This is a genomic window from Arenicella sp. 4NH20-0111 (assembly GCF_040366405.1).
Lineage (GTDB): Bacteria > Pseudomonadota > Gammaproteobacteria > Arenicellales > Arenicellaceae > Arenicella.
Genome location: NZ_BAABWF010000002.1, coordinates 74129 through 99159, shown reverse-complemented (window position 1 = coordinate 99159; position 25031 = coordinate 74129). Strand labels below are relative to the sequence as shown.

At 44.9% G+C, this 25031-nt stretch carries 21 protein-coding genes and 1 tRNA gene; 14 read left to right on the top strand and 8 right to left on the bottom strand.

Annotated features, from left to right (window positions below):
• Positions 1–13: 13 nt before the first annotated feature.
• Positions 14–1792 (bottom strand): acyl-CoA dehydrogenase, encoded by a 1779-nt coding sequence (locus ABWW54_RS04465; protein ID WP_353410577.1) that lies wholly within the window; start codon positions 1790–1792, stop codon positions 14–16.
• 154 nt (positions 1793–1946) lie between these two features.
• Here ABWW54_RS04465 and ABWW54_RS04460 point away from each other — a divergent pair, with 154 nt between their 5' ends.
• From ABWW54_RS04460 to prpC, 4 genes are all read left to right on the top strand, one after another.
• Positions 1947–2576, top strand: a complete 630-nt coding sequence (locus tag ABWW54_RS04460; protein WP_353410575.1) for a TetR/AcrR family transcriptional regulator — start codon at positions 1947–1949, stop codon at positions 2574–2576.
• Between the two features lie 104 nt (positions 2577–2680).
• Positions 2681–3379: a GntR family transcriptional regulator gene (locus ABWW54_RS04455; RefSeq protein ID WP_353410573.1), complete on the top strand. Its 699-nt coding sequence runs from the start codon at positions 2681–2683 to the stop codon at positions 3377–3379.
• Positions 3380–3396: 17 nt separating this feature from the next.
• Positions 3397–4284 (top strand): methylisocitrate lyase, encoded by an 888-nt coding sequence (gene prpB, locus ABWW54_RS04450; protein WP_353411593.1) that lies wholly within the window; start codon positions 3397–3399, stop codon positions 4282–4284.
• A 12-nt stretch (positions 4285–4296) separates the two neighbouring features.
• Complete coding sequence (prpC, locus tag ABWW54_RS04445) at positions 4297–5427, top strand: bifunctional 2-methylcitrate synthase/citrate synthase (protein ID WP_353410571.1); 1131 nt, start codon at positions 4297–4299, stop codon at positions 5425–5427.
• A gap of 588 nt (positions 5428–6015) precedes the next feature.
• On the opposite strand, the gene ABWW54_RS04440 is transcribed toward prpC, so the two are convergent.
• Both ABWW54_RS04440 and ABWW54_RS04435 read right to left on the bottom strand, forming a co-directional pair.
• A complete protein-coding gene (locus tag ABWW54_RS04440; RefSeq protein WP_353410569.1) occupies positions 6016–6834 on the bottom strand; it encodes an inositol monophosphatase family protein in 819 nt (272 codons plus the stop codon).
• 121 nt (positions 6835–6955) lie between these two features.
• Positions 6956–7543, bottom strand: coding sequence for a TetR/AcrR family transcriptional regulator (locus ABWW54_RS04435; RefSeq protein ID WP_353410567.1), 588 nt, complete (start codon positions 7541–7543; stop codon positions 6956–6958).
• A gap of 420 nt (positions 7544–7963) precedes the next feature.
• Here ABWW54_RS04435 and ABWW54_RS04430 point away from each other — a divergent pair, with 420 nt between their 5' ends.
• From ABWW54_RS04430 to ABWW54_RS04420, 3 genes are all read left to right on the top strand, one after another.
• Entirely contained in the window at positions 7964–8569 is a 606-nt protein-coding gene (locus tag ABWW54_RS04430) for a hypothetical protein (RefSeq protein ID WP_353410565.1), read from the top strand.
• A gap of 194 nt (positions 8570–8763) precedes the next feature.
• Positions 8764–9843, top strand: coding sequence for a hypothetical protein (locus tag ABWW54_RS04425; RefSeq protein ID WP_353410563.1), 1080 nt, complete (start codon positions 8764–8766; stop codon positions 9841–9843).
• Positions 9844–9995: 152 nt separating this feature from the next.
• The gene (locus ABWW54_RS04420; RefSeq protein ID WP_353410561.1) at positions 9996–11168 is read left to right on the top strand and encodes a pyridoxal-phosphate-dependent aminotransferase family protein; all 1173 of its coding nucleotides are present in this window, start codon (positions 9996–9998) and stop codon (positions 11166–11168) included.
• Between the two features lie 125 nt (positions 11169–11293).
• On the opposite strand, the gene ABWW54_RS04415 is transcribed toward ABWW54_RS04420, so the two are convergent.
• Complete coding sequence (locus ABWW54_RS04415; RefSeq protein ID WP_353410559.1) at positions 11294–12274, bottom strand: malate dehydrogenase; 981 nt, start codon at positions 12272–12274, stop codon at positions 11294–11296.
• A gap of 382 nt (positions 12275–12656) precedes the next feature.
• On the opposite strand from ABWW54_RS04415, the gene ABWW54_RS04410 reads away from it, so the two are divergent.
• Positions 12657–14333 carry a bifunctional helix-turn-helix transcriptional regulator/alpha/beta hydrolase gene (locus ABWW54_RS04410; RefSeq protein ID WP_353410557.1) on the top strand — a complete coding sequence of 559 codons (1677 nt, stop codon included), beginning with the start codon at positions 12657–12659 and terminating at the stop codon, positions 14331–14333.
• Positions 14334–14398: 65 nt separating this feature from the next.
• Here the strand turns inward: ABWW54_RS04410 and relA are convergent, their stop codons facing one another.
• The 3 genes from relA to truD all read right to left on the bottom strand — a co-directional run bounded on the left by relA (position 14399) and on the right by truD (position 19304).
• Positions 14399–16630, bottom strand: coding sequence for a GTP diphosphokinase (gene relA / locus ABWW54_RS04405; RefSeq protein WP_353410555.1), 2232 nt, complete (start codon positions 16628–16630; stop codon positions 14399–14401).
• A gap of 120 nt (positions 16631–16750) precedes the next feature.
• On the bottom strand, positions 16751–18220 hold the full coding sequence (gene pabB, locus ABWW54_RS04400; protein ID WP_353410553.1) for an aminodeoxychorismate synthase component I: 1470 nt from the start codon (positions 18218–18220) through the stop codon (positions 16751–16753).
• A 34-nt stretch (positions 18221–18254) separates the two neighbouring features.
• Entirely contained in the window at positions 18255–19304 is a 1050-nt protein-coding gene (gene truD, locus ABWW54_RS04395) for a tRNA pseudouridine(13) synthase TruD (RefSeq protein ID WP_353410551.1), read from the bottom strand.
• A gap of 229 nt (positions 19305–19533) precedes the next feature.
• On the opposite strand from truD, the gene ABWW54_RS04390 reads away from it, so the two are divergent.
• From ABWW54_RS04390 to ABWW54_RS04375, 4 genes are all read left to right on the top strand, one after another.
• Complete coding sequence (locus ABWW54_RS04390; RefSeq protein ID WP_353410549.1) at positions 19534–20694, top strand: SCO family protein; 1161 nt, start codon at positions 19534–19536, stop codon at positions 20692–20694.
• A gap of 45 nt (positions 20695–20739) precedes the next feature.
• Entirely contained in the window at positions 20740–21387 is a 648-nt protein-coding gene (locus ABWW54_RS04385; protein WP_353410547.1) for an MBL fold metallo-hydrolase, read from the top strand.
• Between the two features lie 64 nt (positions 21388–21451).
• Positions 21452–21538 (top strand) — tRNA-Leu (locus tag ABWW54_RS04380).
• A gap of 383 nt (positions 21539–21921) precedes the next feature.
• Positions 21922–22377 (top strand): hypothetical protein, encoded by a 456-nt coding sequence (locus ABWW54_RS04375; protein WP_353410545.1) that lies wholly within the window; start codon positions 21922–21924, stop codon positions 22375–22377.
• Positions 22378–22704: 327 nt separating this feature from the next.
• Here ABWW54_RS04375 and ABWW54_RS04370 read toward each other — a convergent pair whose 3' ends face one another.
• Complete coding sequence (locus tag ABWW54_RS04370; protein WP_353410543.1) at positions 22705–23661, bottom strand: glycerophosphodiester phosphodiesterase family protein; 957 nt, start codon at positions 23659–23661, stop codon at positions 22705–22707.
• 630 nt (positions 23662–24291) lie between these two features.
• Between ABWW54_RS04370 and ABWW54_RS04365 the strand changes: the two genes are divergently transcribed.
• Together ABWW54_RS04365 and ABWW54_RS04360 are read left to right on the top strand one after the other, a co-directional pair.
• Positions 24292–24585, top strand: a complete 294-nt coding sequence (locus ABWW54_RS04365; protein WP_353410541.1) for an ankyrin repeat domain-containing protein — start codon at positions 24292–24294, stop codon at positions 24583–24585.
• Between the two features lie 43 nt (positions 24586–24628).
• Positions 24629–25009, top strand: a complete 381-nt coding sequence (locus tag ABWW54_RS04360) for a hypothetical protein (protein ID WP_353410539.1) — start codon at positions 24629–24631, stop codon at positions 25007–25009.
• Positions 25010–25031: the final 22 nt, after the last annotated feature.

Here is a 25031-nt window from a genome sequence, read left to right as displayed (position 1 = left end):
AGCCGATCTCAAATCACGAAGAAAATGAAGCCGCGTTGAGCTCACATCCGATTTCAGCGCCTTCCACCACAGCACCGGCAAACGCCGCTGCTCGCGGTAACATTTGACTGCAGTAAAAGCGAGCTGATAAAACCTTATTTTGTAGAAATTGAGCGTCGCCATCGTTAGCCGCTAAAGAGCCCTTAGCAACTTCGGCGCTTCTTACGTGGTACCAAGCACCCAAAACGTATCCCATCTGCATCAAAAAGTTATACGCTATCGCTCCTTCAAAATCCGGGTTTGCTCCACTGGTTTTCAAAATAAAATCCACACTTTCTTTAAGTTCATCCTTCGCACGAATAAACTGCTTTACATAAGAAAGACTTGAGTCTAGACCCTCCAGTGTTGCATCCATCTCAGCCATCAGAGAGACAAAGCCAGCACCGCCGTCTCGAATCAGCTTGCGACCTACCAAGTCATTTGCCTGTATGGCATTCGTACCTTCATAAATCGAAGTGATACGAGCATCTCGATAATGCTGTGCCACGCCAGTCTCTTCGATAAATCCCATTCCTCCATGAACTTGAATTCCTAAAGAGGTCACTTCGTTTACAAGTTCCGTGCACCAAGCTTTAGTGATCGGTGTCAACAAAGCAAACCGAGTGGAATGATAATTTTTTTCGTCATCGGTCAATGCGTGACCGCGTAAATCGTGCGACATTGATGCGTCAAAACACAATGCTCTCATCGCATCAATCATCGATTTCATTTGCATTAACATGCGTTGCACGTCTGCGTGACCAATGATAGCGGTGGACTCACCCGTCGAAGCAGACCTGCCCTGAACTCTCTGCTGTGCGTAATCTAATGCATCTTGGTAGGCCCTTTCCGACAAACCAACCCCTTCCAAACCAACCTCCAAACGCGCATGATTCATTAGCGTAAACATGCAATTTAGACCTTGGCCTGGCTCACCGATCATGTAACCGACTGCGCCTGAATTGTCACCGAAGCTCATTACGCAGGTAGGACTGCCATTAATCCCTAATTTCTCCTCGGTAGAGACAACGCGCACGTCATTTTTTTCACCCAAGCTTCCGTCTTCGTTGACCAAGTACTTTGGAACCAAAAACAGAGACAGCCCCTTAACACCTGAGGGTGCGGTATCAAGTGGCGCTAATACAACATGAACGATGTTCTCGGTCATGTCGTGCTCACCCCAAGTGATGAATATTTTCTGACCTTTGATTAAAAAATGATCACCATTCGCTGTGGCTTTGGTCTTAAGGCTCGAGAGATCTGAACCAGCGTGTGGTTCAGTTAAATTCATGGTCCCTGTCCATTCGCCTGAAATCAGCTTAGGCATATAGATGCCTCTCATTTCATCCGTCGCGTGAGCAGCCAAAGCGTCAATCGCCCCGGCCGTCAGCATAGGACATAGGGCCATCGCCGTATTGGCGCTGTTCCAGAATTCGCTGGCGGCCATATGCACGGTAAAAGGCAACCCTTGACCACCGTAATTAGGATCTTGAGCTAAACTCAACCATCCGTTTTCGACAAAGTGTTGATACGCTTCCTTAAAACCAGGCGCTGTGATTACTTCGCCATTCACAGCGCGACTATGTTTTACATCGCCCGTTCGATTTATCGGTGCAAAAACATCGGCCGCAAACTTTCCGGCTTCCTCGATAACTGCGGAAACTAACTCTGGAGTTGCCTCAGCAAAGTCAGGAATGTCAGTAAGAGAGTTGATGTTCAATAAATCATTCATGACGAATGAGACTTCTGAGACAGGTGCTTTGTAATCGGCCATAACGGCTGCGTGCCTTTGGATTGATTTTTCTTAAGCGAAATTTACTTGTTTGCTACAAGCAAGTCAATTAAACACGACGAATATACGGTAATCACCTCGTTGATAGTTATTCTAAATCTCAGCATTCGCTGTTAGAATTTCATAAGAATCAGCAATGCTATACATTAGGTCCACCTTGAGCAGTAAACTAAGTTCATCGAGTAAAAAAACACGACCACGAAAAGAGAGCAGTAAATACCAAGCCATATTGCAAGCTGCGCGAGAATTAGTAGAAGAGAATGGGTACCGCTCTCTGTCTATAAAAGCCATATCAACTCGTGCCGGCGTGTCGCGGAATGTCCTCTACAATTGGTGGGATGGAGACATAAGCCGAATAGTCGAGGAAGCGATACTGCCTAATGTCTCAGAATGGTCAGTTCCTAACACCGGCTCGTTAGAGACCGATCTAGCGATGTTTATCGATATGTCCATTGAAGCCATGCATCGTCCTAACGTTTTGGGTGGCTATCTTGAGCTTGCCTCTCACGTTGTTAACAAGCCCGAAGACCTTGAACGCACCTCTAAACAATTTAGAGCGCCGTACGCCCGCTTGCTTGGGAAGATACTGCAAAAAGCTCAATCAAGAGGCGAATTAGATCAATACAACTCGGATGACCGTCTACATTACTCTGTTTTGGCACAAATCATTTCAGGCTGCGTGCTGCAATTCGCAATATCTAAAAAACCAGGAAAACGCAAAACACGGGCTGTGTTATTGAATTCTGTTTTAAGGTTACTACAGTAGTTTTGTATACAATCTCATAATTTATTGTACTAGTACGGCACAAAACCGCCAAAAAATGGCCAAATTGTTGACAATAAAGCCATATATTGGCAGACTTCGGTCGCATGAACGAGATCAAACAAAGCTCACCACCGGCGACATCTAATTCTGAGGACAATACGCTTAGCGGGCAAACAACAATAGCATTGCGTGAGGCAATCGTAACCGGTCAAATTTTACCCGGTGAGAAGCTAAACGAGCCAAAGCTAGCAAAACAACATAGCGTCAGTCGTGGTCCTCTTAGAGAAGCAATCAGGCGCCTAGTATCCATGGGATTAGTTGAGCACAAACCGCACGTGGGTGCGTCAGTAATTCCCCTAGAGGTAAATCGAGTAATCGAACTCTATGAGGTGAGGGAGGCTCTTGAAGGCATGGCTGCCAGTCTCGCCGCTACACACATGAGCGAAGAAGGCATTGGCGAGCTGAAACAGCTTTTAGAGTTACACCGCCAACATTACCAAGACAATTCTGGCGAGTACATGCAAGCGGAAGGCGATTTTGATTTTCACTATCTGATAATCAAAGGCAGTGGTAACGCCCTGCTGACTCAACAGCTATGCAACGAACTGTACCACCTTATAAGGATGTTTCGCTTTCAAACAAGCCGCTTTAAAGCAAGATCCAATCGAGCACTTGTTGAGCACGAACAACTCATCTACGCGATTGAAAACCGCGATTCGGCGCTAGCTGAAATGCTCATGCGACGGCATATCTCTCGCGCAAAAGAATCCATCAGAACGTACCTCACAACGGAGAAACCATAGTCATGGAAACCATAGTCATGTCAGCAGGCAAACGTTTTAGAGAGGCGCTTAATGCGCACAGACCTCTGCAAATCATGGGCACGATTAATGCCTACACTGCATTAATGGCCACAAAAATTGGCCACAAGGCGATATACATCTCAGGTGGCGCCTGCGCTAATGCGTCGTATGGATTGCCAGACTTAGGCATGACCAGCATGAACGATGTATTAGATGACGCGAGACGGATCACGTCAGTCGTGGATACTCCCTTAATGATCGACATCGATACAGGCTGGGGAGGTGCTTTTAATATAGCAAGAACCATCAAGGAATCGATTCGAGCTGGGGTAGCCGCAGTACACATAGAAGATCAGGTGGCGCAAAAAAGATGCGGCCACAGACCCAATAAGGAAATAGTCAGCTTGAGTGAAATGGTTGACCGTATCAAAGCAGCAGTAGACGCCAAGACGGATGACGACTTTTTCATTCTAGCAAGAACAGACTCGTACGCGATTGAAGGTTTACAAGCATCGATCGACCGAGCAGGCGCGTATATCGAAGCCGGTGCAGATGGGATTTTTGCTGAAGCCATGGCTGATCTAGAACAGTACTCTGCCTACAACAAAGCGATTGATTCGCCACTGCTTGCTAACATGACGGAATTTGGTATGACTCCGTTATTTGACATACAAGAACTTGCTGAACACGGCGTCAATATGGTGCTTTACCCGTTAACAGCCACGAGAGCAATGAACAAGGCCGCAGAGATGGTGTATCGCGATGTACTAGAGCAAGGTCACCAAAAAAACATGGTGGAGCACATGCAAACACGCATGGAGCTGTACGACTATTTGAACTACCACGAGTACGAAGAGACTCTAGACAAACTTTTTTCGCAAAATAAAAACAGCGAACAATCATAAGAGGAATCAATCATGGCAAGCGACAAAAAACTGACCGGGGCAGGATTAAGAGGTCAAGTGGCAGGGCAAACAGCCTTATGTACAGTGGGCACGCAAGGCTCAGGACTAAACTACCGCGGGTACGACGTTGATGATCTAGCCGATAATTGCATTTTTGAAGAAGTCGCTTATCTGATTCTCAAAGGGCGTCTACCAAACCAATCAGAGCTGGACGGGTATCAACAAAAGCTATCTCAGCTACGTACATTACCCGACGCTCTTAAACAGGGCCTGGAGCTCATTCCAGCGAGCGCTCATCCGATGGATGTCATGCGCACAGGGGTTTCACTGCTTGGCAACATCGAGCAAGAGAATGACTTTTCAGAGCAAGAAGATCATGTTGATCGTATTCTCGCTCTACTTCCCGCCATCGTGGTCTACTGGTATCGTTTTACCCGAGATGGGATTCAAACAAGTACTGATACCAACGCAGAAACCATAGGCGGCCACTTTCTTCATATGCTGCATGGTGAGAAGCCAACGCAACTGCATGAACAAGTCATGAATGTTTCTCTGATTCTTTATGCCGAACACGAATTTAATGCTTCAACCTTCAATGGTCGCGTTGCTGCCTCAACTCTCACCGATATTCACTCGGTGATCACCGGTGCAATTGGTACCCTCAGAGGGCCTTTGCATGGAGGTGCAAACGAAGCCGCAATGGAAATGATTGAACAATGGAGCAGCGCCGATGAAGCTGAGCAAGCCATTTTAGAAAAGCTTAGTAAAAAAGAGTTGATCATGGGCTTTGGTCACGCGGTTTATAAAGAACGTGATCCACGTAACGCCATCATTAAAAAATGGTCGGAAAAATTGGCTAACGAAGTCGGAGATAAAACGCTCTACCCGGTTTCCGTTCGATGTGAAGAAGTGATGAAACGCGAAAAAGGCATGTTCTGTAATGCCGACTTTTTTCATGCGTCGGCGTATAACTTCATGGGAATACCAACGGGTCTTTTTACTCCAATCTTTGTGATGAGCCGTGTGACAGGTTGGGCCGCGCACGCATTTGAACAAAGGGCAAATAACCGAATCATACGGCCGAGCGCAGAATACATTGGCCCAGAACACAGAAAAGTTCCACCGATTCAAGAAAGAGCGTAAAAACGGCCCTTCCACCCAATAAAAAAGCCTCTCATTCAGAGGCTTTTTTTATATCCATATTACCTAAAGTATTAAAAACAAAGAATTTTCACATCAATATCACCAGATAATGGACAATTACTCTAAGTGCATGCAATAGAACCTTAACATAACCTTTGGTTATTTCTAGCATGAGATTTAACCATTTTAAATCTAAGCAAAAGGACTGCATATTACACACATCAGGAGGCAACGCCTCTTAACGAAGTTCTTAAAATCTAATAATTGAAACAGGTTTTAGAACAAGACTTTTAACATATTACTGTAATTTACAGGTGCTATTATGGAAATCATGATCTTAGTAACAGTCGTATTGCTTGGTCTAGTTGCTTTCAACGAAATTGTTGATCACTAGACCAGTCCGACCCGACTTAAACCAAAGAACACCGCGCAATGTTGGGCCATCAGAAAGCCAGCGCACTAGCCTCACTCCGATTGCTAGAACAACAAATTATTGAGGCCGCTCTAATCAGAGCGGCTTTTTATTTATCAACTAAACGTAAGCAACAATACTCCTATCGCCCCGACCGAAAATAAACTCAACTACGCCTAAACGGATGTGTACGACTTTTGCACCGATCGCAACATTGCCGAGTGTGCGCCCGAGGTTGCGGCGACAATATTGCCGCACGATAAGCAATCATTCTGGCCATCAAAATTAGTCACGATACCGCCGGCTTCCCTTACAAGTAACGTGCCCGCGGCTATGTCCCAAGGTTTGAGACTTGCCTCCCAAAAGCCATCGTAGCGCCCAGCAGCAACATAAGCCAGATCCAATGCCGCAGCGCCAAGCCTGCGGATACCCGAAGTTTGCTCATTTAGCAATGACACCATTGTTTCTGTGAACTTGCTGATATCACGGAGTTGCTCACCGCTGAATGGCACACCAGTTGCTAATAGAGCACCACGAATATGAGGTATCCCTGACGCTTGAATTGACACATCATTTAACTGAGAACCTTCGCCTTTTACAGAGCTAAACAGCTCCCGCTTAACAGGGTCGTAGACGACACCTACCACAATCTCACTCCGATACTGAACCGCTATCGAAACAGCGTAGTGAGGAATACCTCGAACAAAGTTAGTTGTCCCATCTAATGGGTCAATAATCCATTGGTAGTCAGAACCCGAGCCCTTAGAGGTACCAAACTCTTCTCCTAATATATTGTGGTCTGGGAAGTGAGATCGAATGTGACGACGAACAATCTCTTCGGCACCTCTGTCGATCTCCGATACGTAATCATGCATGCCCTTTTCTTCAACGTTTAACGTGGATCTACGACTCGCCCCTTCCTGAATAAAATCGCCCGCATCCAGAGCTGATTGCTTTGCCAACGCCAGCAGTGATTCAATATTACCTTCGATCATTGTTTGAAAATACCCAACTAAGATTTAAGCGGACAAAAAAACAGGGCCTCAGGGGCCCCGTTTTCTAAAACTTTCTACTAGAAAAATTCAGCTAGTAGACTCCATGTGATTCAGAGCTCTACTAGGCGGTTTTCTTCACGTAGCCATCTAAGCCATGTGGAATAACACGCCCAATTTGCCTAGCAACCGATGAGATATCCTTGGTCAACGGCTCATCTAAAAGCCATCCCTGGATAGAGCCAATAATACCGCCAGCGTAAAAATCGGCAATAGTATCGAGCTGCTGAGTCGTAAAATTATGATTGAATTGGAACAAGATTCGCTCCGAGATCAACTTAGAAACCAACGTCTTTAACAATGAAAGGCATTGAATACCAGCTTGGCCGGTAAACGCAGCGCGCATTAAGACTCTGTCTCGGTCGCACTCCTCCAATAAATTCCGTACACTGACCTCAACGAATTCCTCACGGCCAACTTCAGTACTCTGAATTAAGGCTTCGGTCTTTGTCCAAGCCTTTTCGAATACCATTTGAATTCGATTCAATAGTATTGACTGTTTGCTATCAAAGTTTGAGTAAAACGTCTGCCGACTTACGCCAGCCGTTTTCGTCAGTTCACCTATGGTAATTTCATCAATCGTCTTATTCTGCAGATGATGCGCGAGTGCCAACTGCAATTTCTCTTGGCTGCGTCTTTTTCGAAGATCCAATTTTTAACCCCGTTTCTAAATTTACTTGACCGTATGCACTCACCAAAATGACCGAACGCGAATCTTATTGTTCACAAACTCAGCCAACCCCTATAGTTTGCTAAGCAAAGGACAATGCATTTGAAAGAAACTTCTTGGCTAGCGCACGTTTATTTGTAATATAAATGTGTTTTGCTATTGTCAATTAGACACTGAAGCTTCGTTTTTCTCAACAAATGTTGCGTATTTATAACGAATCTTTACAAATTGGCTAGCTTCTGGACAAAAAAAGGTCATATACCAGACAAAATGAAGTTTCTATGCCTGTTAGAATTCTGCGTTCGAGTCGTAGTTGTTTCATGCTTATTTAAGGCAGCGCGATTATTACTCACAGAACACCCATAAAACAATTCAATTCATACGAAAAACAAACAATTAACAATGTTTTCTAGCCGAGCCCCTATTTTCATTAAGAACTGCAACGCCTACTCATTTTCGAATATCAATTCGACCTTGAAATTGTTAATTCTTTTGTCCGCGGTATTGAGCCTTAGCGCCTGCCAAACCTACGATTTAAAGCAACAATGGCCGCCCGAGATGCCCGAGCGGCAATTGTTCGTTTCAGGCTACTTAATGAAACGAAACTTGAGCAGCGTCAGCGATGAACAAATCGAATACCACTTAGGATGGGTCAAAAAATTTTATCAAGGAACAACGCTTTACCCTAATGGCTGGCTGAGAGCCTCATCAAGGTACATCAACTCTATTCAAAACACCGATCTGCGAAAGCAAGTTTCCGACCGGATGGTTGATCTGGGTGTCGATATAGCGAATGAATGGGCTCAAGAAAATGGCGTTAGAAAAATCAACAGTACTAATATTGCAACATGGGGAAGCGCAATGAGAACCGCCGCGACCCGCAATGAGCAGCTCGAATTTCTTAAAAAAGTTGAGAAAGACGTGCAATCACTTGTTTCAGGAGAGCTTCTATCTAAGAGCATCGACTATGATCGATACTTTACTGACGAATCATTTGACGATTTTTAACCGACCGGTCACTTTTAAAGTCGGTCAAATAACGATACTTTAAGGTCTGTGGGCAAAGGTCTCTGGACGCATCTCATTAAATAGGACTTGGATGTAATTAAAACAATGACACTTTTTTTCGTCTTTGTATAAAATAATGACTGCTCCAAAATAAAAATAATAACGACACGCATTAAGCCATCATGGGGATAAGATTGCCAAGAACGAAATTAGCGATTTTCAGTTTTCTATTACTGAGCGGCTCAATCGCCACCCTGTGTCACGCGCAAGAGACAACGAGCCTACCAACCGAGCTTGGAGCCAATCGGACACCAAACGCTGATGAAAGGAAGGAAAAAGACTTTCGATGTAAAGTACCCGCAGAATCTAATGAATTGGTAGATCGCGTCCGCGCCTCTACCCACACCCGCCTATGCAATACCGCTGGTTGGGTTGACGCATTATTTGGAAACCAAGAACAGTTCAATGGTGAGGAATTTCGGGGAAAGATTTCGTTGGGGTTTAGAGAGGATGAGGTTGAAGGTTTAGATCCTCGTCTCAGAGTCAGAATCAAAACTGACCTGCCCAATGTAAGCAAGCGATTTAACGCATTTTTCGGTAAGGTTGAAGAAGACAGTTACATCTCAAACACCGAGGTAAATGAAGATCGACTAAATAACGTGGGGCTCCGCTCAAGCGACGACGACGACAGTGAGTGGCTAGTTGGACTCGGTTACAGAGGACCAAACGCCGAATCGAACGGGTGGGATTTTTCAGTCGGAGCCAAACTTAGTAGTGGGGTAAAACCTTACGCAAAGGTGGCTCATCGATACTTAATACCTTTAAGTGAGAACAGCTTTTGGAAGACAGCTCAAACCGTATTTTGGCGAGATCAAGACGGGTTCGGAGTCAGTAGCACCGCCGATTACACAAAGCTTTTGGGGGATAACGATATTTTGGTTACTCACGGCAGCGTCAAATATACTGAAGAAGCTGAGCAGTTAGAATGGTTCGCCGACACGAGATGGCATCACTCATTCACTCAGAAAAAGGGTATTTCCTCAAGCGTCTACATTCGTGGCGAAGCCGAAAATGAGGTCACCGTCCCAGAATTTGGTGTCACCCTGACTTACATTCAACCAATCCTTCGTGACTGGTTGTACATGGAGATTGGACTTGATCGGCGTTGGGAACGACAACGCAAATCCCAAAGGTCATACAAACACGCTCTCAGATTTGGCATACAGTTTGAAATGCTTTTGGGTGATTATTATCGCCGTAAAAAGCGCAAATAGGCACTGGACGCAACTAGATTACTGCCCCACTGACTATGCACATTCATAAAATTCATAGTGAATAACACTGCTTTAGTGCCTGCTCAATAGCCAAAACACGATATTATTTACGCCTATTAGCACTACGTTAGACAGCATATAGGTTAAAAAATATGAGCTTTCACCCACCAGTTAGAACCTTGATGGGGCCAGGCCCTTCCGACGTCAATCCACGAATCAGTGAGGCCCTAGCGCGCCCCACCATCGGACACCTTGATCCGATGTTCATTCAATTGATGGACGAAACCAAGGCATTGCTTCAATATGCGTTCCGCACCAAAAATGAGTTAACTCTTCCAGTTTCCGCCCCCGGATCCGCCGGTATGGAGGCTTGCTTCGTCAATTTAATAGACGCTGGAGATACCGTCATTGTCTGTCAAAACGGCGTTTTCGGAATGCGCATGAAAGAGAATGTAGAGCGCATTGGTGCGCAAGCGGTCATGGTTGAAGATGCTTGGGGAACCGCCATCAGCATTGATAAAGTAGAGGCTGCAATCGCCACACACCCCGATGCGAAAGCATTAGCGTTTGTCCACGCGGAAACGTCAACTGGCGTTCAAAGCAACGCCCAGACTCTTTGCCAGTTGGCAAGTGAAAATAATATGCTCAGTATTGTCGATACGGTGACGGGGTTGGGCGGAATCAACGTTGATGTCGATGGTTGGGGAGCTGACGCGGTGTACAGCGGAACACAAAAGTGCCTGTCATGTGTGCCAGGAATTTCGCCGGTTACATTCAGCCCGCGAGCTCAAGCGGCTATTAAGGAAAGAAAGACGCCTGTCCAAAGTTGGTTCCTCGATATGAATTTGGTCATGGGGTACTGGGGAGAAGGCACGCAGCGCTCCTATCATCATACTGCCCCTGTAAATGCGATTTATGCTCTGCATGAATCATTGACAATACTCAAAGACGAAGGACTCGAGAACAGCTGGGCGAGACACACATCAAACCATACTGCGTTAAAAGCAGGATTGGAAGCCATGGGTTTGAGCTTAATCGTAAACGAACAAGATCGATTACCTCAATTGAATGCTGTCTCCATACCAGACGGTGTTGACGAAGCCCTAGTACGAAAACAACTGCTTGAGGATTATAGCCTCGAAATCGGTGCCGGCCTAGGGCAACTGGCAGGTAAGGTATGGCGAATTGGGCTAATGGGTTACAGCTCTAGACCAGAAAACGTTCGGCTTTGCATCACATCCTTGGAAGCGGCCTTGCTAGGTCAGGGTGTTGAGCTAACGCCGGGGGCGGCTATTACAGCGGTGAACGCATCGTACGCCGACTAAAGTCAGCAACGAAAGATACCCCAGAAACCAAAAATGCCCCGACTTCTCATTTAGAAAGTTGGGGCATTTTTAAATCCAAACACAGAGACAATAAGCAATAAGCCCATTCATCTCTGGATGTCTATTTATCCAAGAAGATGCTCGATTGCCGCTCGCTCTTGGCGTAACTCATCTTCCGTCACGTTCATTCTTTCGCGACTAAAATCAGATATTTCCAGGCCTTGAACAATCTCGTACTTCCCGTCTTTACACGTTACAGGGTAAGAGTACATGATACCTGGCTCGATCTCATAGCTGCCGTCACTAGGAATTGCCATGCTCACCCAGTCACCCTCGCCTGTTCCCAAAGCCCAAGTACGCATATGGTCTATGGCCGCCGCAGCGGCTGAAGCCGCACTTGAGGCGCCGCGTGCCTTGATGATGGCGGCTCCACGCTCTTGAACCGTTGGAATAAAATCGTCTTCTAACCAAGCTTGGTCAACCAAACCCGAAGCAGCATCGCCATTAACGGTGGCGTTAGAGATATCAGGGTACTGAGTATTCGAGTGATTACCCCAAATAGTCATCCGTTTGATGCTTGTCGTATGTGCCCCAGTCTTTTCAGCCAATTGGCTAAGCGCACGATTATGATCTAAACGCGTCATCGCCGTAAATTGGCCAGCGTCTAGATCCGGTGCATTAGCTGAAGCAATCAACGCATTGGTGTTCGCAGGATTTCCCACCACCAATACCTTAATATCACGACTAGCCACTTTGTTCATTGCTTTACCCTGAACAGAGAAAATAGCTGCGTTAGCTTCTAAAAGGTCCTTACGCTCCATGCCAGGACCTCGAGGACGAGCACCAACAAGCAGTGCATAATCTGTATCTTTAAAAGCCACCTCTGGATCATCAGAGATGATTACTTCTTGAAGTAACGGGAACGCACAATCGTTCAATTCCATTACCACGCCCTCTAGGGCTCCCATGGCCGGAGTGATTTCTAATAGTTGTAAAATCACAGGTTGATCTTGACCTAACATCGCGCCGGACGCGATACGGAATAAAAGAGCGTAGCTGATTTGGCCAGCTGCACCAGTTACGGTGACGCGAACAGGTTGTTTCATGGTATTTCCTCAGATGAAATAATGCTTTGAAAATCTGCGTGGAGTGTACTAAAAATGACGTTTCGTGGCCAGAAGCCTTTACCCTATCATCGGAATAAAGCGTGTAAATGACGATTGAACTAAAACACGCATTGCCAATAATCACGTTACTGACTATTATGACGTTTTACACAAGAAACAGGTATTAAACCCTTGGGTAGGAAGGGTTAGCCAAGCATTTTGCTAAATTCGCTTCAACTACTTTTGACTCAATCTTCGGTGGATTTCGGCGTAATTAAGACGGATACTAGAATCAGCCAGCGTGGCTTTGGTCGTCTTTTATTTGCAATGCACTCGTAGCAATAACAAAAAAGTCTATCGACAACTATTACGATATCAGGGTATGGAGAATTCAAGATTTAGCACCTTAATTTACCGAATTATCGGTAAACCAGATAAGTGGCATGACGATTACATCGACATCATGCACCAAATTCTGGATGAAACGGATTCTTTCGAAGACCCAGCTAACTTTTCGGAATTAGAGGTAGGAGACCAAATATTAAGTCGAATTCGTGGCACCAATGATGCTCTGACGGCGTTCAACACCCTGCTCAACGAAAGTCGATTCAAGATGATCATTCTTGATGAAGACCTCAGCCCGATTTATCACAATCAAAATGCCAGCGAGCTGTTCAAAGAGGTTCTTGACCCTAATTCAGCCAAAGATACGCAGACACTTAAGCCATCGCTAAAGCTACTCGTAAAAGAAGCCACGAGTTCAATCGAGCCAGCAAAGCAAAGCAATTTGATGGCGTTGAAGGCGTTCGACCAAAATAATGATCAAATTTACCTAAGATCAATTAATAATCGCGGTGAAGGCGCGCGAGAAGGTTCGGGTTTTTTACTTTTACTGGTGCTTGACCAAGGTCGACAACAAGAACTGCTAAACTCTGAATTCGTCGCTCAGTACGAGCTAACAGAGAAAGAGCAGAATGTGTTACTAAAATTGATTCACGGGCGAAATGTAAAAGAGGCCGCTGCGGAGCTTTTTGTTTCCGAAAATACCGTAAAGACTCATTTAAAATCTCTGTTCCGAAAAACCGACAGTAAATCGCAAGCGGACATTATTCGCATCGCACTTACGCATGAATCTCAGGTATTGGATTCATACTTTGATCCCTCGTCTGGTCTTGGCGGCATCGTCAACTCAGGTACAGAGGACAAATTTATAACCCTAAAAAATGGGTTAAGTATCGCCTATCGCGAATATGGCCCAGCCAATGGCACACCGATTGTTGTGTGTCACAATGGTTATGGCTGCAGAATGATGGTCCCAGAAAATTGCGATGAAATTCTTCATCGAGAAAATAAGCGATTAATTATTCCAGATCGCTCTGGCACCGGTCTGACGCCCTTTAAAAAAGGTCACCCAGAATCATGGACCGAATGCTTTGGCGAGTTCATCGACGCGTTAAACCTAGAAAGCTACGAAGTATTGGGGGCCGTCATGGGCTCCGTATTTGCCCTGTTGCATGCCGTCGAGGCCGATGACAGATTAAAAAGAATTCATCTCGCGTCCCCGGTATTCGTAAACAGCCGTAAAGACATGGACTATCTGGTGGGCATTTTTGCTCCGTCAGTTAGATTGGTCAGAGCATCTAAACGGTTCGCCAGAGAAATATACGAACTTTGGCTTAAGAGCGTAACAATGAATTTGGGTACCCATTACAGAAGTATGCTTGATAAAAGCCTAGGATCTGAAGAAAGAAAGTTGTTCCAAGCGAATCACACTCTCGATTCAACTCTGAACTTGATGGTTAATTGCTTCAAAGAAGGCGCCAGCCAAACCATCGATGGAATTTCGCATGACATGGTGTTTTGTATTTCCCCTCGAAAAGCTGACTTATCCAAGGTGACCGTGCCCGTCGAAATATGGTGGGGAACGGAAGACAATAGAATATCGAAGGACGGCGTTGATAACCTTGCTCGTCAGCTGACAAACTCAACCGTCAATGTGCGTGAAGGTTTTAGCGAACATATCTATTACGGACTGTTTGAAGAAATTCTTTCAAAGTAGGTATTTCAAAGTAGGCATTAACGGCTCGAAAATAACGGTTTCCTAGCCATCACTCAGGTCGAGCCCTAAACCTTTCTTTTTACAGAAAGAATATTCGGCAACTGATCGAGTTTAGCAAGTAATTTGCTCATGGCTTCGATCGAAGCAACTTCCACAATAGCTTCCATTTGAACGGTATGGTCTTTACGGTCTGTTCGTGTGCTCATTTCTAGCACATTTACTTTCTCGTCGGCCATGACCGTAGAAATATCGCGCAGCAACCCTTTGCGGTCAAACGCGTGCAACAAAACGGTCATGGGGTACGTTCGCTCATCAGCCTGGCCCCAATTGACCTCTACCACCCGCTCACTGGCGGTGTTTTGTTGATACAAAATATTCGGGCACTGCCGACGATGAATGGTGATCCCCGTACCGCGGGTCACAAACCCAAGGACTCGATCACCCGGCACAGGCTGACAACATTTGGCCAAACTTGTCATCAAATCGCTAACGCCCAGTATGGTTAAGTCCGCTGGTGCGGCTGGCTCAATATTACTTGGCTTAGTACTGCGAAAGTTGACCTCTAATTGGTCGTCATCTTCGTCTTCTTGGGGCTTTAATATCCTCTGAGCGATCATTGTAGCTCGTCCAGGCTTGATAGAGCCGTCAACGATTTTAAAAAACAATTCGTCGCTGTCTTCCACGCCCAACTGCTTCGCTAAATGCTCTAGATTAACTTGACCAACATTCATGCGATCGAGCTCTCTTTCAAGCACGCTCCGGCCATGACTGATGGTTTCATCCCTATTTTCGTGTCGAAACCAATGCTGAATTCTAGACCGCGCACGGCGGCTCATGACGTAACCCTTATGAGGATCTAACCAGTCAAGACTTGGTCCACCAGATTTGACGGTCTGAATATCTACCTGTTCGCCCGTCAATAATCGGTACGTAAGTGGCACCATTTTGCCATTGACTTTAGCACCACGACACCGATGACCTATTTCGGTATGAATCGCGTACGCAAAATCAATAGGGGTACTGCCTGCACCTAAATCAACGACCTTACCTTTCGGGCTAAAAACATAGATTCTGTCTTCAAAGACTTCGTCCTTTACACGATCAACAAATTCATTGGCATCGGCGACCTCATCCTTCCACTCGAGTAGCTGGCGCAGCCACAAAATCTTATTGTTGACAGCGGCATCATTGTCATGAGTACCTTCTTTGTATCTCCAGTGCGCAGCGATACCAAGCTCGTTGTACTCATGCATTTCATGAGTCCTAATTTGAACCTCCACCACACGCCCTCTGGGACCAATGACCGCGGTGTGAATCGAACGGTAATTGTTCTCCTTAGGCGTCGCAATGTAGTCATCAAATTCGCCCTTAATGAATTTGAATTGGGTGTGGATTGCACCAAGAACGGTATAACATTCTTCAACACTGTCTACTAAAATTCTGACCGCGCGAACATCGAATAGCTGTTCAAACTCCAGACCTTTCTTTTGCATTTTGTTCCAAATGCTGTAAATGTGTTTTGGTCTGCCCTTAATTTCCGCGGATATGCCCTTCCCTACCAGTGCGTCTGAAAGCTCCTGAATAAACTGATCAATATATTGTTGTCGATCAATTCTTCTTTCAGATAATTTATTCGCAATCTTTTTGTATGTGTCTGGCTGCATATATCGAAATGAAAGATCTTCAAGCTCCCATTTTACTTGCCACACTCCTAAACGATTGGCCAATGGCGAGAAAATCTCCAATGTCTCAGCAGCGATCCTTTTTTGCTTATCCACACGAACAGCACCTAAGGTCCGCATGTTATGCAAGCGATCACAAAGCTTCACCAAAACCACCCGCACATCATCAACCATGGCCAGCATCATCTTCCTAAGGCTCTCTGCTTTGGCTATTTGTTTGGATTTTCCATCTGATATTTCAGCAAACTCTTGAATGACCTCCATCTTCGTTACACCGTCTACCATATTCGCTACGTCAGAACCAAACTCTTTGCTGATCTGATCCAACGTGACGTCCGTATCTTCAACCGTGTCGTGCAATAGCGCGGCAATAACCACGTCCGAATCCAAACCGAGCTCGTGGACGATAGCCGCTACCGCGAACGTATGATTTACGTAGTCCTCACCAGACGCTCTTTTCTGCCCATCGTGCGCCTGTATCGCAAAGCTGGTGGCCGACCCGATGCGCTTTAGGTCTTTAATCGAACGCCCATTGGCGATTCTCTCCAGCCAATCATCAACATGACTGGCGGGGAGCTCCATTTCTGAGAGTGCTTTGATTGCGACTTGAACCATAACTTAAAACTACTGGCAGACCTGAAACAAAACAAGGGCTTGGCACAAAAATTAGCACCACAACCCAGAATGTTTAACAAAATGCCTAAAAAATAAACCCTAAATTTAACACCAAAAAAATCAATTCCCCAACACAGTGGCGGTCATCATACTGGCTTTGTCTATCAGCTCTTGATACTCATCTTCCACATCAGAATCAATAACCAGCCCACCACCGGCAGAAAATCGAGCGACACCGTCTTTGATCACGATTGTTCGAATCGCTATATTGGTTTCCATATTTCCGTCCACGCCAATGTACCCAACAGCTCCGCAATACAAACCTCGCCGGGTTGGTTCCAACTCTTCAATAATTTCCATGGAGCGTATTTTAGGAGCCCCGGTAATCGACCCACCAGGAAAGCAACATCTAAGTAAATCAAGCGCATGTAACCCGTTGCGCAGCACACCGGTTACCGTACTTATAAGGTGGTGCACGTTAGCAAAACTATGCAGCGCAAATAAGTTAGGAACCTTAACACTCCCTAACTCGCAGGCTCGGCTGAGGTCGTTACGCATCAAATCAACAATCATTAAGTTTTCCGCTCGATCCTTCTCACTGACCTTCAACTCTTCCGCAATCTCTCGATCCAGAACAGGGTCATCATGATTTCTGGCTCGAGTACCCTTAATGGGGCTCGTTTTCACTTTGTTATCTCGGCACTGAACAAACCGTTCGGGCGAGTTTGATAGAATCTGCGCAAACGGCAGGTTCATAAAGCATCCATAAGGTGCTGGACTGTTAGTCCTCAGAGATCGATAAGCGTCCCATGCATCAGTCTCTGTTTCCGCCTCGAACCGTTTTGTCAGGTTAACCTGATAACAATCCCCGTTTTTGGTGTACTGCCTCACCTTTGCAAAGGCCAATTGATATTGATCCCAATTTAAACTCTCGTTCAGATCGGTCGCCCCCAAAGTAAAATTCTCAGGCTCAAGCGTAGGTAATGCATCGAATCCTTGAATTAGCTCTACTTCTCGTTCAAGGAGCTCTTCCTGATGTTCTAGCACCAGTTTGAGCCACCTCGCTTCCAATTCTACAGACGTCGGTGAGTCTCCAAGCCGTATCAACTTACTTTTTCGACGTTTGTGGTCAACCACCAAAATGACGGAGTAAATACCCATGGCCATCTGCGGTAAATTTTCGTCATCATCGGCCAAATTAGGTATGGCTTCAAACTGACGAGCCAAATCATAAGAAAAGTACCCATACGCACCGGGTAAATACGCGCCTTTAATGGAAGATTCGCAGTCGGGTATGGCGGTCTGCAATAAAGCCAGAGGATCTCCATAAAGTCGCAGATCATTTCCACCTAAACGATACTGAGTCACTTCACCATTGAATACCAAGGTGGAGTCAGGGCACATTGCAAGTACATCGAATCGAGCCCACGAACTCGGCTCTCCATCGTGCACCAGAGCGCCCGAATCAAAGAACATAGCCCACGGCTCATCAACAATCGAAGAAAACAGCTCGGCCGAATCAAGGTGCGGCAAGTGAGTAATATGAAAATCAGACTCTGTATAAGATCTTTGTTTAGCTTTCTCAGTCACAATGGATATCAATATTGATTAAAACAGATGTGGATCAACCCTGACGAACAAGCTCTCTTAAGACCGACGTTGCAAACTGACCCTTTTGCAACGAAAAACAGAGTTCCAATGCATCACCCTCAATACGGTATTGTAACGCGTTAGGCACACTTCTTGTAGCGCGCCTCTGATAATCCAAACCGTGCTTCTCCAAGCCTTGAGTAAAAACCTCATACTCTTTCATCACCTCGGATTCCATCTCTGCTAATTCAGAATAGTGCTCAGTTTGCTTTTCATGCCCTCTTCCCCACATTGGCGCCGTTGGGTGTATGTCCAGTGACTTCAGTCTTTGCTCATTATCAAGTTCGCCATCAGTTTGAAATACCGAATTCGTTCCATTTAAAGAGGCCGGTTCACCATCATAAAATGCGTTCCAAGTGCCATTCTTAACCCGGAGCGACAGCACTTCATTGAACAGAAAAGACCTAGCAGAAGATAAAACGACACTCCTCAATTGACGGTCCTTAATTTTTCTTCCTTGATCAAATAGCCCTTGAGCCTTAGTAAGGTTATTAGCGCCGTAGCCAAACCGTTGCTCTCCAAAATAATTAGGTACTCCGCACCCGGCGATAATCGAAAGCCTCTCTTCTAAAGACTCGATATCGCCAGTTAGATCAACTACTTTCAAACGAAACTCGTTTGCTTTATGAGTGCCTCGCTTAAGTTTTCTATTATGTTTATGAATGGAGTGAACAGTCACTTCATTCATCTCAAACTCGGACCAATCAAAGCCCAATTGCTTTGGCATCCAAACGCTGAACCACTGTCTCGTATCGGCATTAACATCTTTCATACCTGAGTAGCCAACATCCCTATAGGCTACCCCCGAGTGTCGAGCTAAAGATTTCGCTACTCGTTCACTGCTCAAACCTATTTTGGATATATCTAGCCAAAAGTGCTCTCCTTCGCCGCTCGGCTCCACATCCATCACCTCAATAACCCGAAAGTCGGCTGGTCGCGCTTTCACACGCCCGGTGACGAGTGGCAAACCAAAGGCATAAGACTGGGAATTGAGCTTGTCTAGATAGAAATTAACGTCAGTCATTTTGTAGATCGCAGACGGAGGTACAGACAGGGCTGGCCTCCAAGTTCATGGTATCGAGCGATTATAGATGCAATGTTCTTTTTTCATTTAACAATTCGCATGATTAATAACCAAATTGATCTTCAATCACAGGATTCAACCTCAATTATCGCTATAATCCAGCTCGTTAAATAAGGCTACTCACTTTGCTGAGCCTGTCGATCAATTACTATGTAGGTCCTGATCTTTCATGAAAATCCAACGTAAAATACTCCCGACCGCTTTTCGCTCACACAATGCTCTTTTCAAACATCAAACGGGCAAATCTTCTTTGCTGTTCATTGCGATAGCCGCCATTGCAATCGTCATTGGAGTGATATCGCAACAGTCCTTTAATACACCGGCAAAGATGCCGAAATTTGAAAAATTATTGATTATGCCAACGCCCAAATCGTTAGGCGAAGTGTCGTTGATAGATCACAATGGCGCCCCATTTACGCAGCAAAATCTCAAAGACAATTGGACCATTTTGTTCTTCGCATTTACTAACTGTCCAGACATTTGTCCAAACACACTTTTGACCCTCAAACAGGTTAAACAAGACCTAGTAACCGCCAACGCATGGTCCCCCTTTCAATTGGCGATGGTATCAGTCGACCCTGAGCGCGACACGCCTGAACGCCTAAAGCAATACGTTCCATTCTTTGATCCGGACTTTATCGGCCTGACAGGCGAATTAGATTACATCACCAAGTTCGCGAAAAACTTAGGCGTCTTGTTTTTCAAAAAGGAAATACTGGCCGACGGCAATTACGACGTCGATCATAGCGCCGGGCTAATTTTGGTAAATCCAGAAGGCGAGTTTGCAGGTTTCATGGGCGTTCCGCACGACAGAGAAACTCTGTCCGCAGACTTAAGCAAATTAGGAAAGCATATTCTTAGCACTCAAAAGAGTTCAACGTTAGACCAGCCTGAGAAAGCGGTAAATGACTCCGCGTCCGAGTCCGCTAAGTTGGAACACGACAGCAATAGCAAACAAGATATAGAATTCATCAACGCATGGATTCGTCCCGCGCCCCCAAGTGCCGTTAGCATGGCCGGTTACCTCACCATTAGGAACAATCGTAAGACTCCTCTGAACATTACGAGTGTAGAAAGCACACTGTTCAATATGAGCATGATTCATGAAACGGTCATCGAAGACGGGGTCGCCAGCATGAACCATTTGGACGGCCTAAAGGTGGCATCGGGTGAATCGGTCACTTTGGCTCCAATGGGCATACATATGATGCTTATGGGGCCCAAAGAACCACTACCAATGGGCAGCAAAGTACCGGTCACGTTAATGCTCGATACGGGAGAGTCTGTCGAACTGACGATTGAAGTGCGAAACGACCCTAGTAATGGTTAAGCGCTTAACGTCACCTAAATTTAGTAACTAAACATTTTCGCTACCATGGCTTTACACTACAAAATTATCCCAGTTACGCCGTTTCAACAAAACTGCAGTGTCATTTGGTGCTCCGAAACCAATCTAGCTGCCGTAGTAGATCCTGGAGGGGAAATTCCACGAATTCGCGAATTCATAGAGTCGAACAAGCTCGAATTGGACAAAATCCTAATTACACACGCACATCTTGACCACGCTGGAGGCACCGCCGAACTGGCAAGGCTAAATGGTGTGCCCATCATTGGGCCTCATAAAGATGATCAGTTTTGGATAGACCTTCTTCCGGAACAATGTGCTCAGTTTGGTTTTGATGGCGACACGTTCACCCCAGACCAATGGCTAGATCACGGAGACGTGGTAGCGCTGGGCAACCTGTCCTTCGAAGTAGTTCACTGCCCTGGTCACACGCCCGGACACGTTGTGTTTGTGGAACGAACAGCCAATTTCGCCGCAGTAGGAGACGTGCTATTTCAGGGGTCGATAGGCCGTTCAGACTTTCCGAAAGGCAATCAGAAAGACCTAGTTGACTCTATTCGGAACCGGCTTTTTCCGCTCGGCGACAACATTGATTTCATCCCCGGACATGGCCCAATGTCCACCTTTGGGCATGAACGAAAAACCAACCCATTTGTTGCAGATAAGCGGTTTGGGTAAATAAATTAAAATAAGCATTGAAATACTAATTCAAGCGGGATTATAATCCCGCCTCCAGTGAGACGCCGGGGTGGCGGAACTGGTAGACGCGCCGGATTCAAAATCCGGTTCCTTCACGGGAGTGCCGGTTCGATTCCGGCCCTCGGTACCACTGGAAATAAAAAATGCCCTGTTCTCTTTATTGAGACAGGGCTTTTTTATGCTTACATCCCAATCGGTGAGAGCAATATTGGATAATCCGAGATAAATATCTAGCAACTTCTCCAATTCACCAATATCTAAGCAGAAAATGCACCGTCAAGAATCGATATAAACTCGAGGGTAGTCGGAGATAGGTGACTGCTATAAACTCATTCGAGGCACTCGCGATCTATACGGTCGGCCCAATGTGTATAACGACTCTAATATGTCAAAAAACTTAACAAAGGGAGCAAATCAGTGAACCTTACAAAAATTAGCATTATCTTTATATGTTTGACTTGCTTACAGGCCTGTAGTGCTTTAAGACTAAGCCCATACACCCAGTATGAAGGCATGAATAAATCTACAATTACTTTTCTACCAAGTGGAGCTATAACTTTCAAAGACGCAAAGAACTGTACTGGAAGACTCATGCTTCAAGACGCAAACAGAAACCCTATTGCAAGGAATTATATAAGGCCTAATCTAGAGTTTGCGTTCCAAAGAAGTACCGTGCAAGAGGGAAAGCAGTGTAGTTTTTTTGGTTTTTTCACCCCCCAAGAAAATAGAGATTACTTCTTTGAATCCGATTTCGAAGGTGGTTACTGCAGACATAAGTTCTACGAAATCATTAATGACAAAAAGGTGATGCTTCCAATTAAAGTATCACTTGAGCATGAGCATATGATTTATACTGAAAATAGCCCATTTTGTAATAGTGACAATACTACACTCTACGAAAATGGTGAATTCTCAATTCCTCTAATTAATTGGCAGCCACAGCCATTGGAAATACCTATAATTTTGTAGTTTATGAGGCCGAGGTAGATGACCGATAAGAGCAAATAGCGGTCATGCTAATGCCTGAAATTTTTCGATAACTTTTGCTCAATCATGACGCACATATGACGCATTTCGATCCTAAAGCACTGTTTTCAAAAAATTTGGGGTTCCGGCCCTCGTACCACTGGAAATAAAAAAAGCCCTGCTCTCTTTTTCGAGGCAGGCCTTTTTCTGTTTGTTATTTTAGACAGCTAGATAGTCGTAAGAAATGAGTGAATTAGATATACACGAAGCGGTCACTCAAAATTCAATACGCGCCCTAGGTACGTCAAAAGGCTGCGAAATCGCTATTACCTAATTTACCTTTGCCTTAGTGCCGACTTGCTCGATATTATCCGTCCATAGGATACCGCGATAGTCCTTACCCAATTCAGCGACGCGTTTCGGGCTATCAATACCGTCAAGGTGAACTTCGGTTTGACCCACAAGAATAATCTCAGTACCAACATCCTGCATACGGCGTGTAAAGAGCCGTGGCCAGCCCCAAAAATACGGCGCATACCCCTCTGGAATTACAACTATAGTATTGTGGCATGCTTTTGGAACATAGCCTGTCCAGCCAATGAGTTCATAGTGAATAGCACACTTTTTAACTGATGACCTAGTAAAACCTCTGAGTTCGAATTTTAACTGCAACAAACGTGATGTTGGCTTCTGACCACCATAGAACCAAAGCCTTCTTAAATCTTCGTTTGGGCGATCATCTAAAAATTGGTTGATTAACTTAGCTTCTGAAATACTGTTACTTTTAATATTTACTAGAAATTTCTGTTTAGGGAATCGCTCCAAAATCTCGGTTAAACTCGGTAGTTTGCCAACGCCCTTGCCCCTAAATGGGTAAGTCTTACCGCCATCGCTCGTATATCCGAAACCTATGTCCAAGCTCTGTAAATAGGTCAGCGAATGGTCTCGGGTTTTGCCTGTACCATTGGTTCTACAATCAATTTTCCAATCATGAAACACAGCGAACTTTTCATCGATTGTAGGGTGGATATCGATTTCGACTATGTCGGCACCGTAAGCAAAAGCCTCGTGAATCGAAGCTATCGTGTTTTCCAAAAACGCATGTTGTGGCGGATCGATACGATCAGCGGTACAGCCTTCATGCCGATCTAAATTTTCCTTAGAGTAAGTTTGATGCACCCCCCTATGGGCAAGTAAACGCACCGCCCCGTCAGGTACGTCCCTTAACCAAGAGGCATTGTTTAGATAAACCATCAATAAGACACCAAACACGATTGTCCATTTCATTTGCTTGTCCGAATATGCTTATGATTCTTTGATAAAGTTTAGAGGCTAGCTGGTTTGTAATAACTAGTCTGACAATTATTTAAGAAATCAATGATAAACGATGTAACCTTGGCAAAAAGTTGGTTGATAGAGTTACAAAAGGCTTTTTCGGGTCTATTGTCCAAATGACTGAATAGGGCGAATAGCACCCAATTAACATCCAATATTTTCATTCAAAGATGACATATAAATCCCGCATCTCCGGCCTAAACCTCTGTTTTTAAAAAACGACCGGGATTCCGGCCCTCGATACCACTGAAAATAAAAACGGCCCTGCTCTCCTTTTTGAGGCAGGGCTTTTTATGTGTGTATCAAAATCAGTAAGAGGCAATGTTGATACATCCGAAATAAGTATCAAGTCGGATCACCAAACGATGAATATCTAAGCCGAAACGGACTTTGAAGAACCGATGTAAGACACGGACATCTAAGATGGTTGATGTCTGTTATCTACTCATTTCATACATGAACCGCCGGTCTTTGCTACAATTTTCAAATAAGGAAAGCAGGGAGTTAACTATTTTGACGCTAAGCCACTTGGAATTTATAAAACTACAACATCTTCTAGCAGACGTTCATGAGGATCATATTTTGCTAAATGATGTTGACGCACCATTATCAGAGTTTAATCCATTAACTCATCAGTTAGCTTGTGGTGACAGCTGCCTGCATATAGCTGCATGGCGTTCTGATCTCGCCGCAATCAAGTTATTAGTGCAAGGGGGCGTAGAAATTAATGCAGAAGGTGACAACGGGTATACGCCTCTCGACTGCGCACTGAGTAAAAACAGTGGCGATGTAGTCAGCTACCTTATTGCAAATGGTGGAGTGGCTCATGTCTGTACTGGAAAGGTAAGAAAATGGATAAAAGATAAAATTGAGTAAGAGTGAAGATAGCTAATTAGAGAAAGACAGAGAACTTCTAACAATGAATAGCAAGGACCTATTAAACATCTTTGAAATTACTGAGCCTATTTCGGATGAGATAATATCTTCTAATTCTGAACCATTATTCGATTTAAATGGCGATGTGTTTTTGATATTACCATCCTATATGGCTTGGTGTTTGAATCATGATCATTCGGACGGAAATATAGTAATTGACGGTACAATATCTGCACTTTCGGAACTTGGAAGATCAAAATCCAGCAATGCTGGGTTTAAATATGAATGTACTACAGAGCAGGTAAAGGCTATTTTAGAATTTCTCAAATGGAGCTTGACCATAGACTTACTGACCCATGAATATACTAAAAGAGCAATCAAACAATGGTCGAAATCAATTCCTTCCAAATTAATTCGGCTCTGACCCCTTTTCTTTTAAAATATGC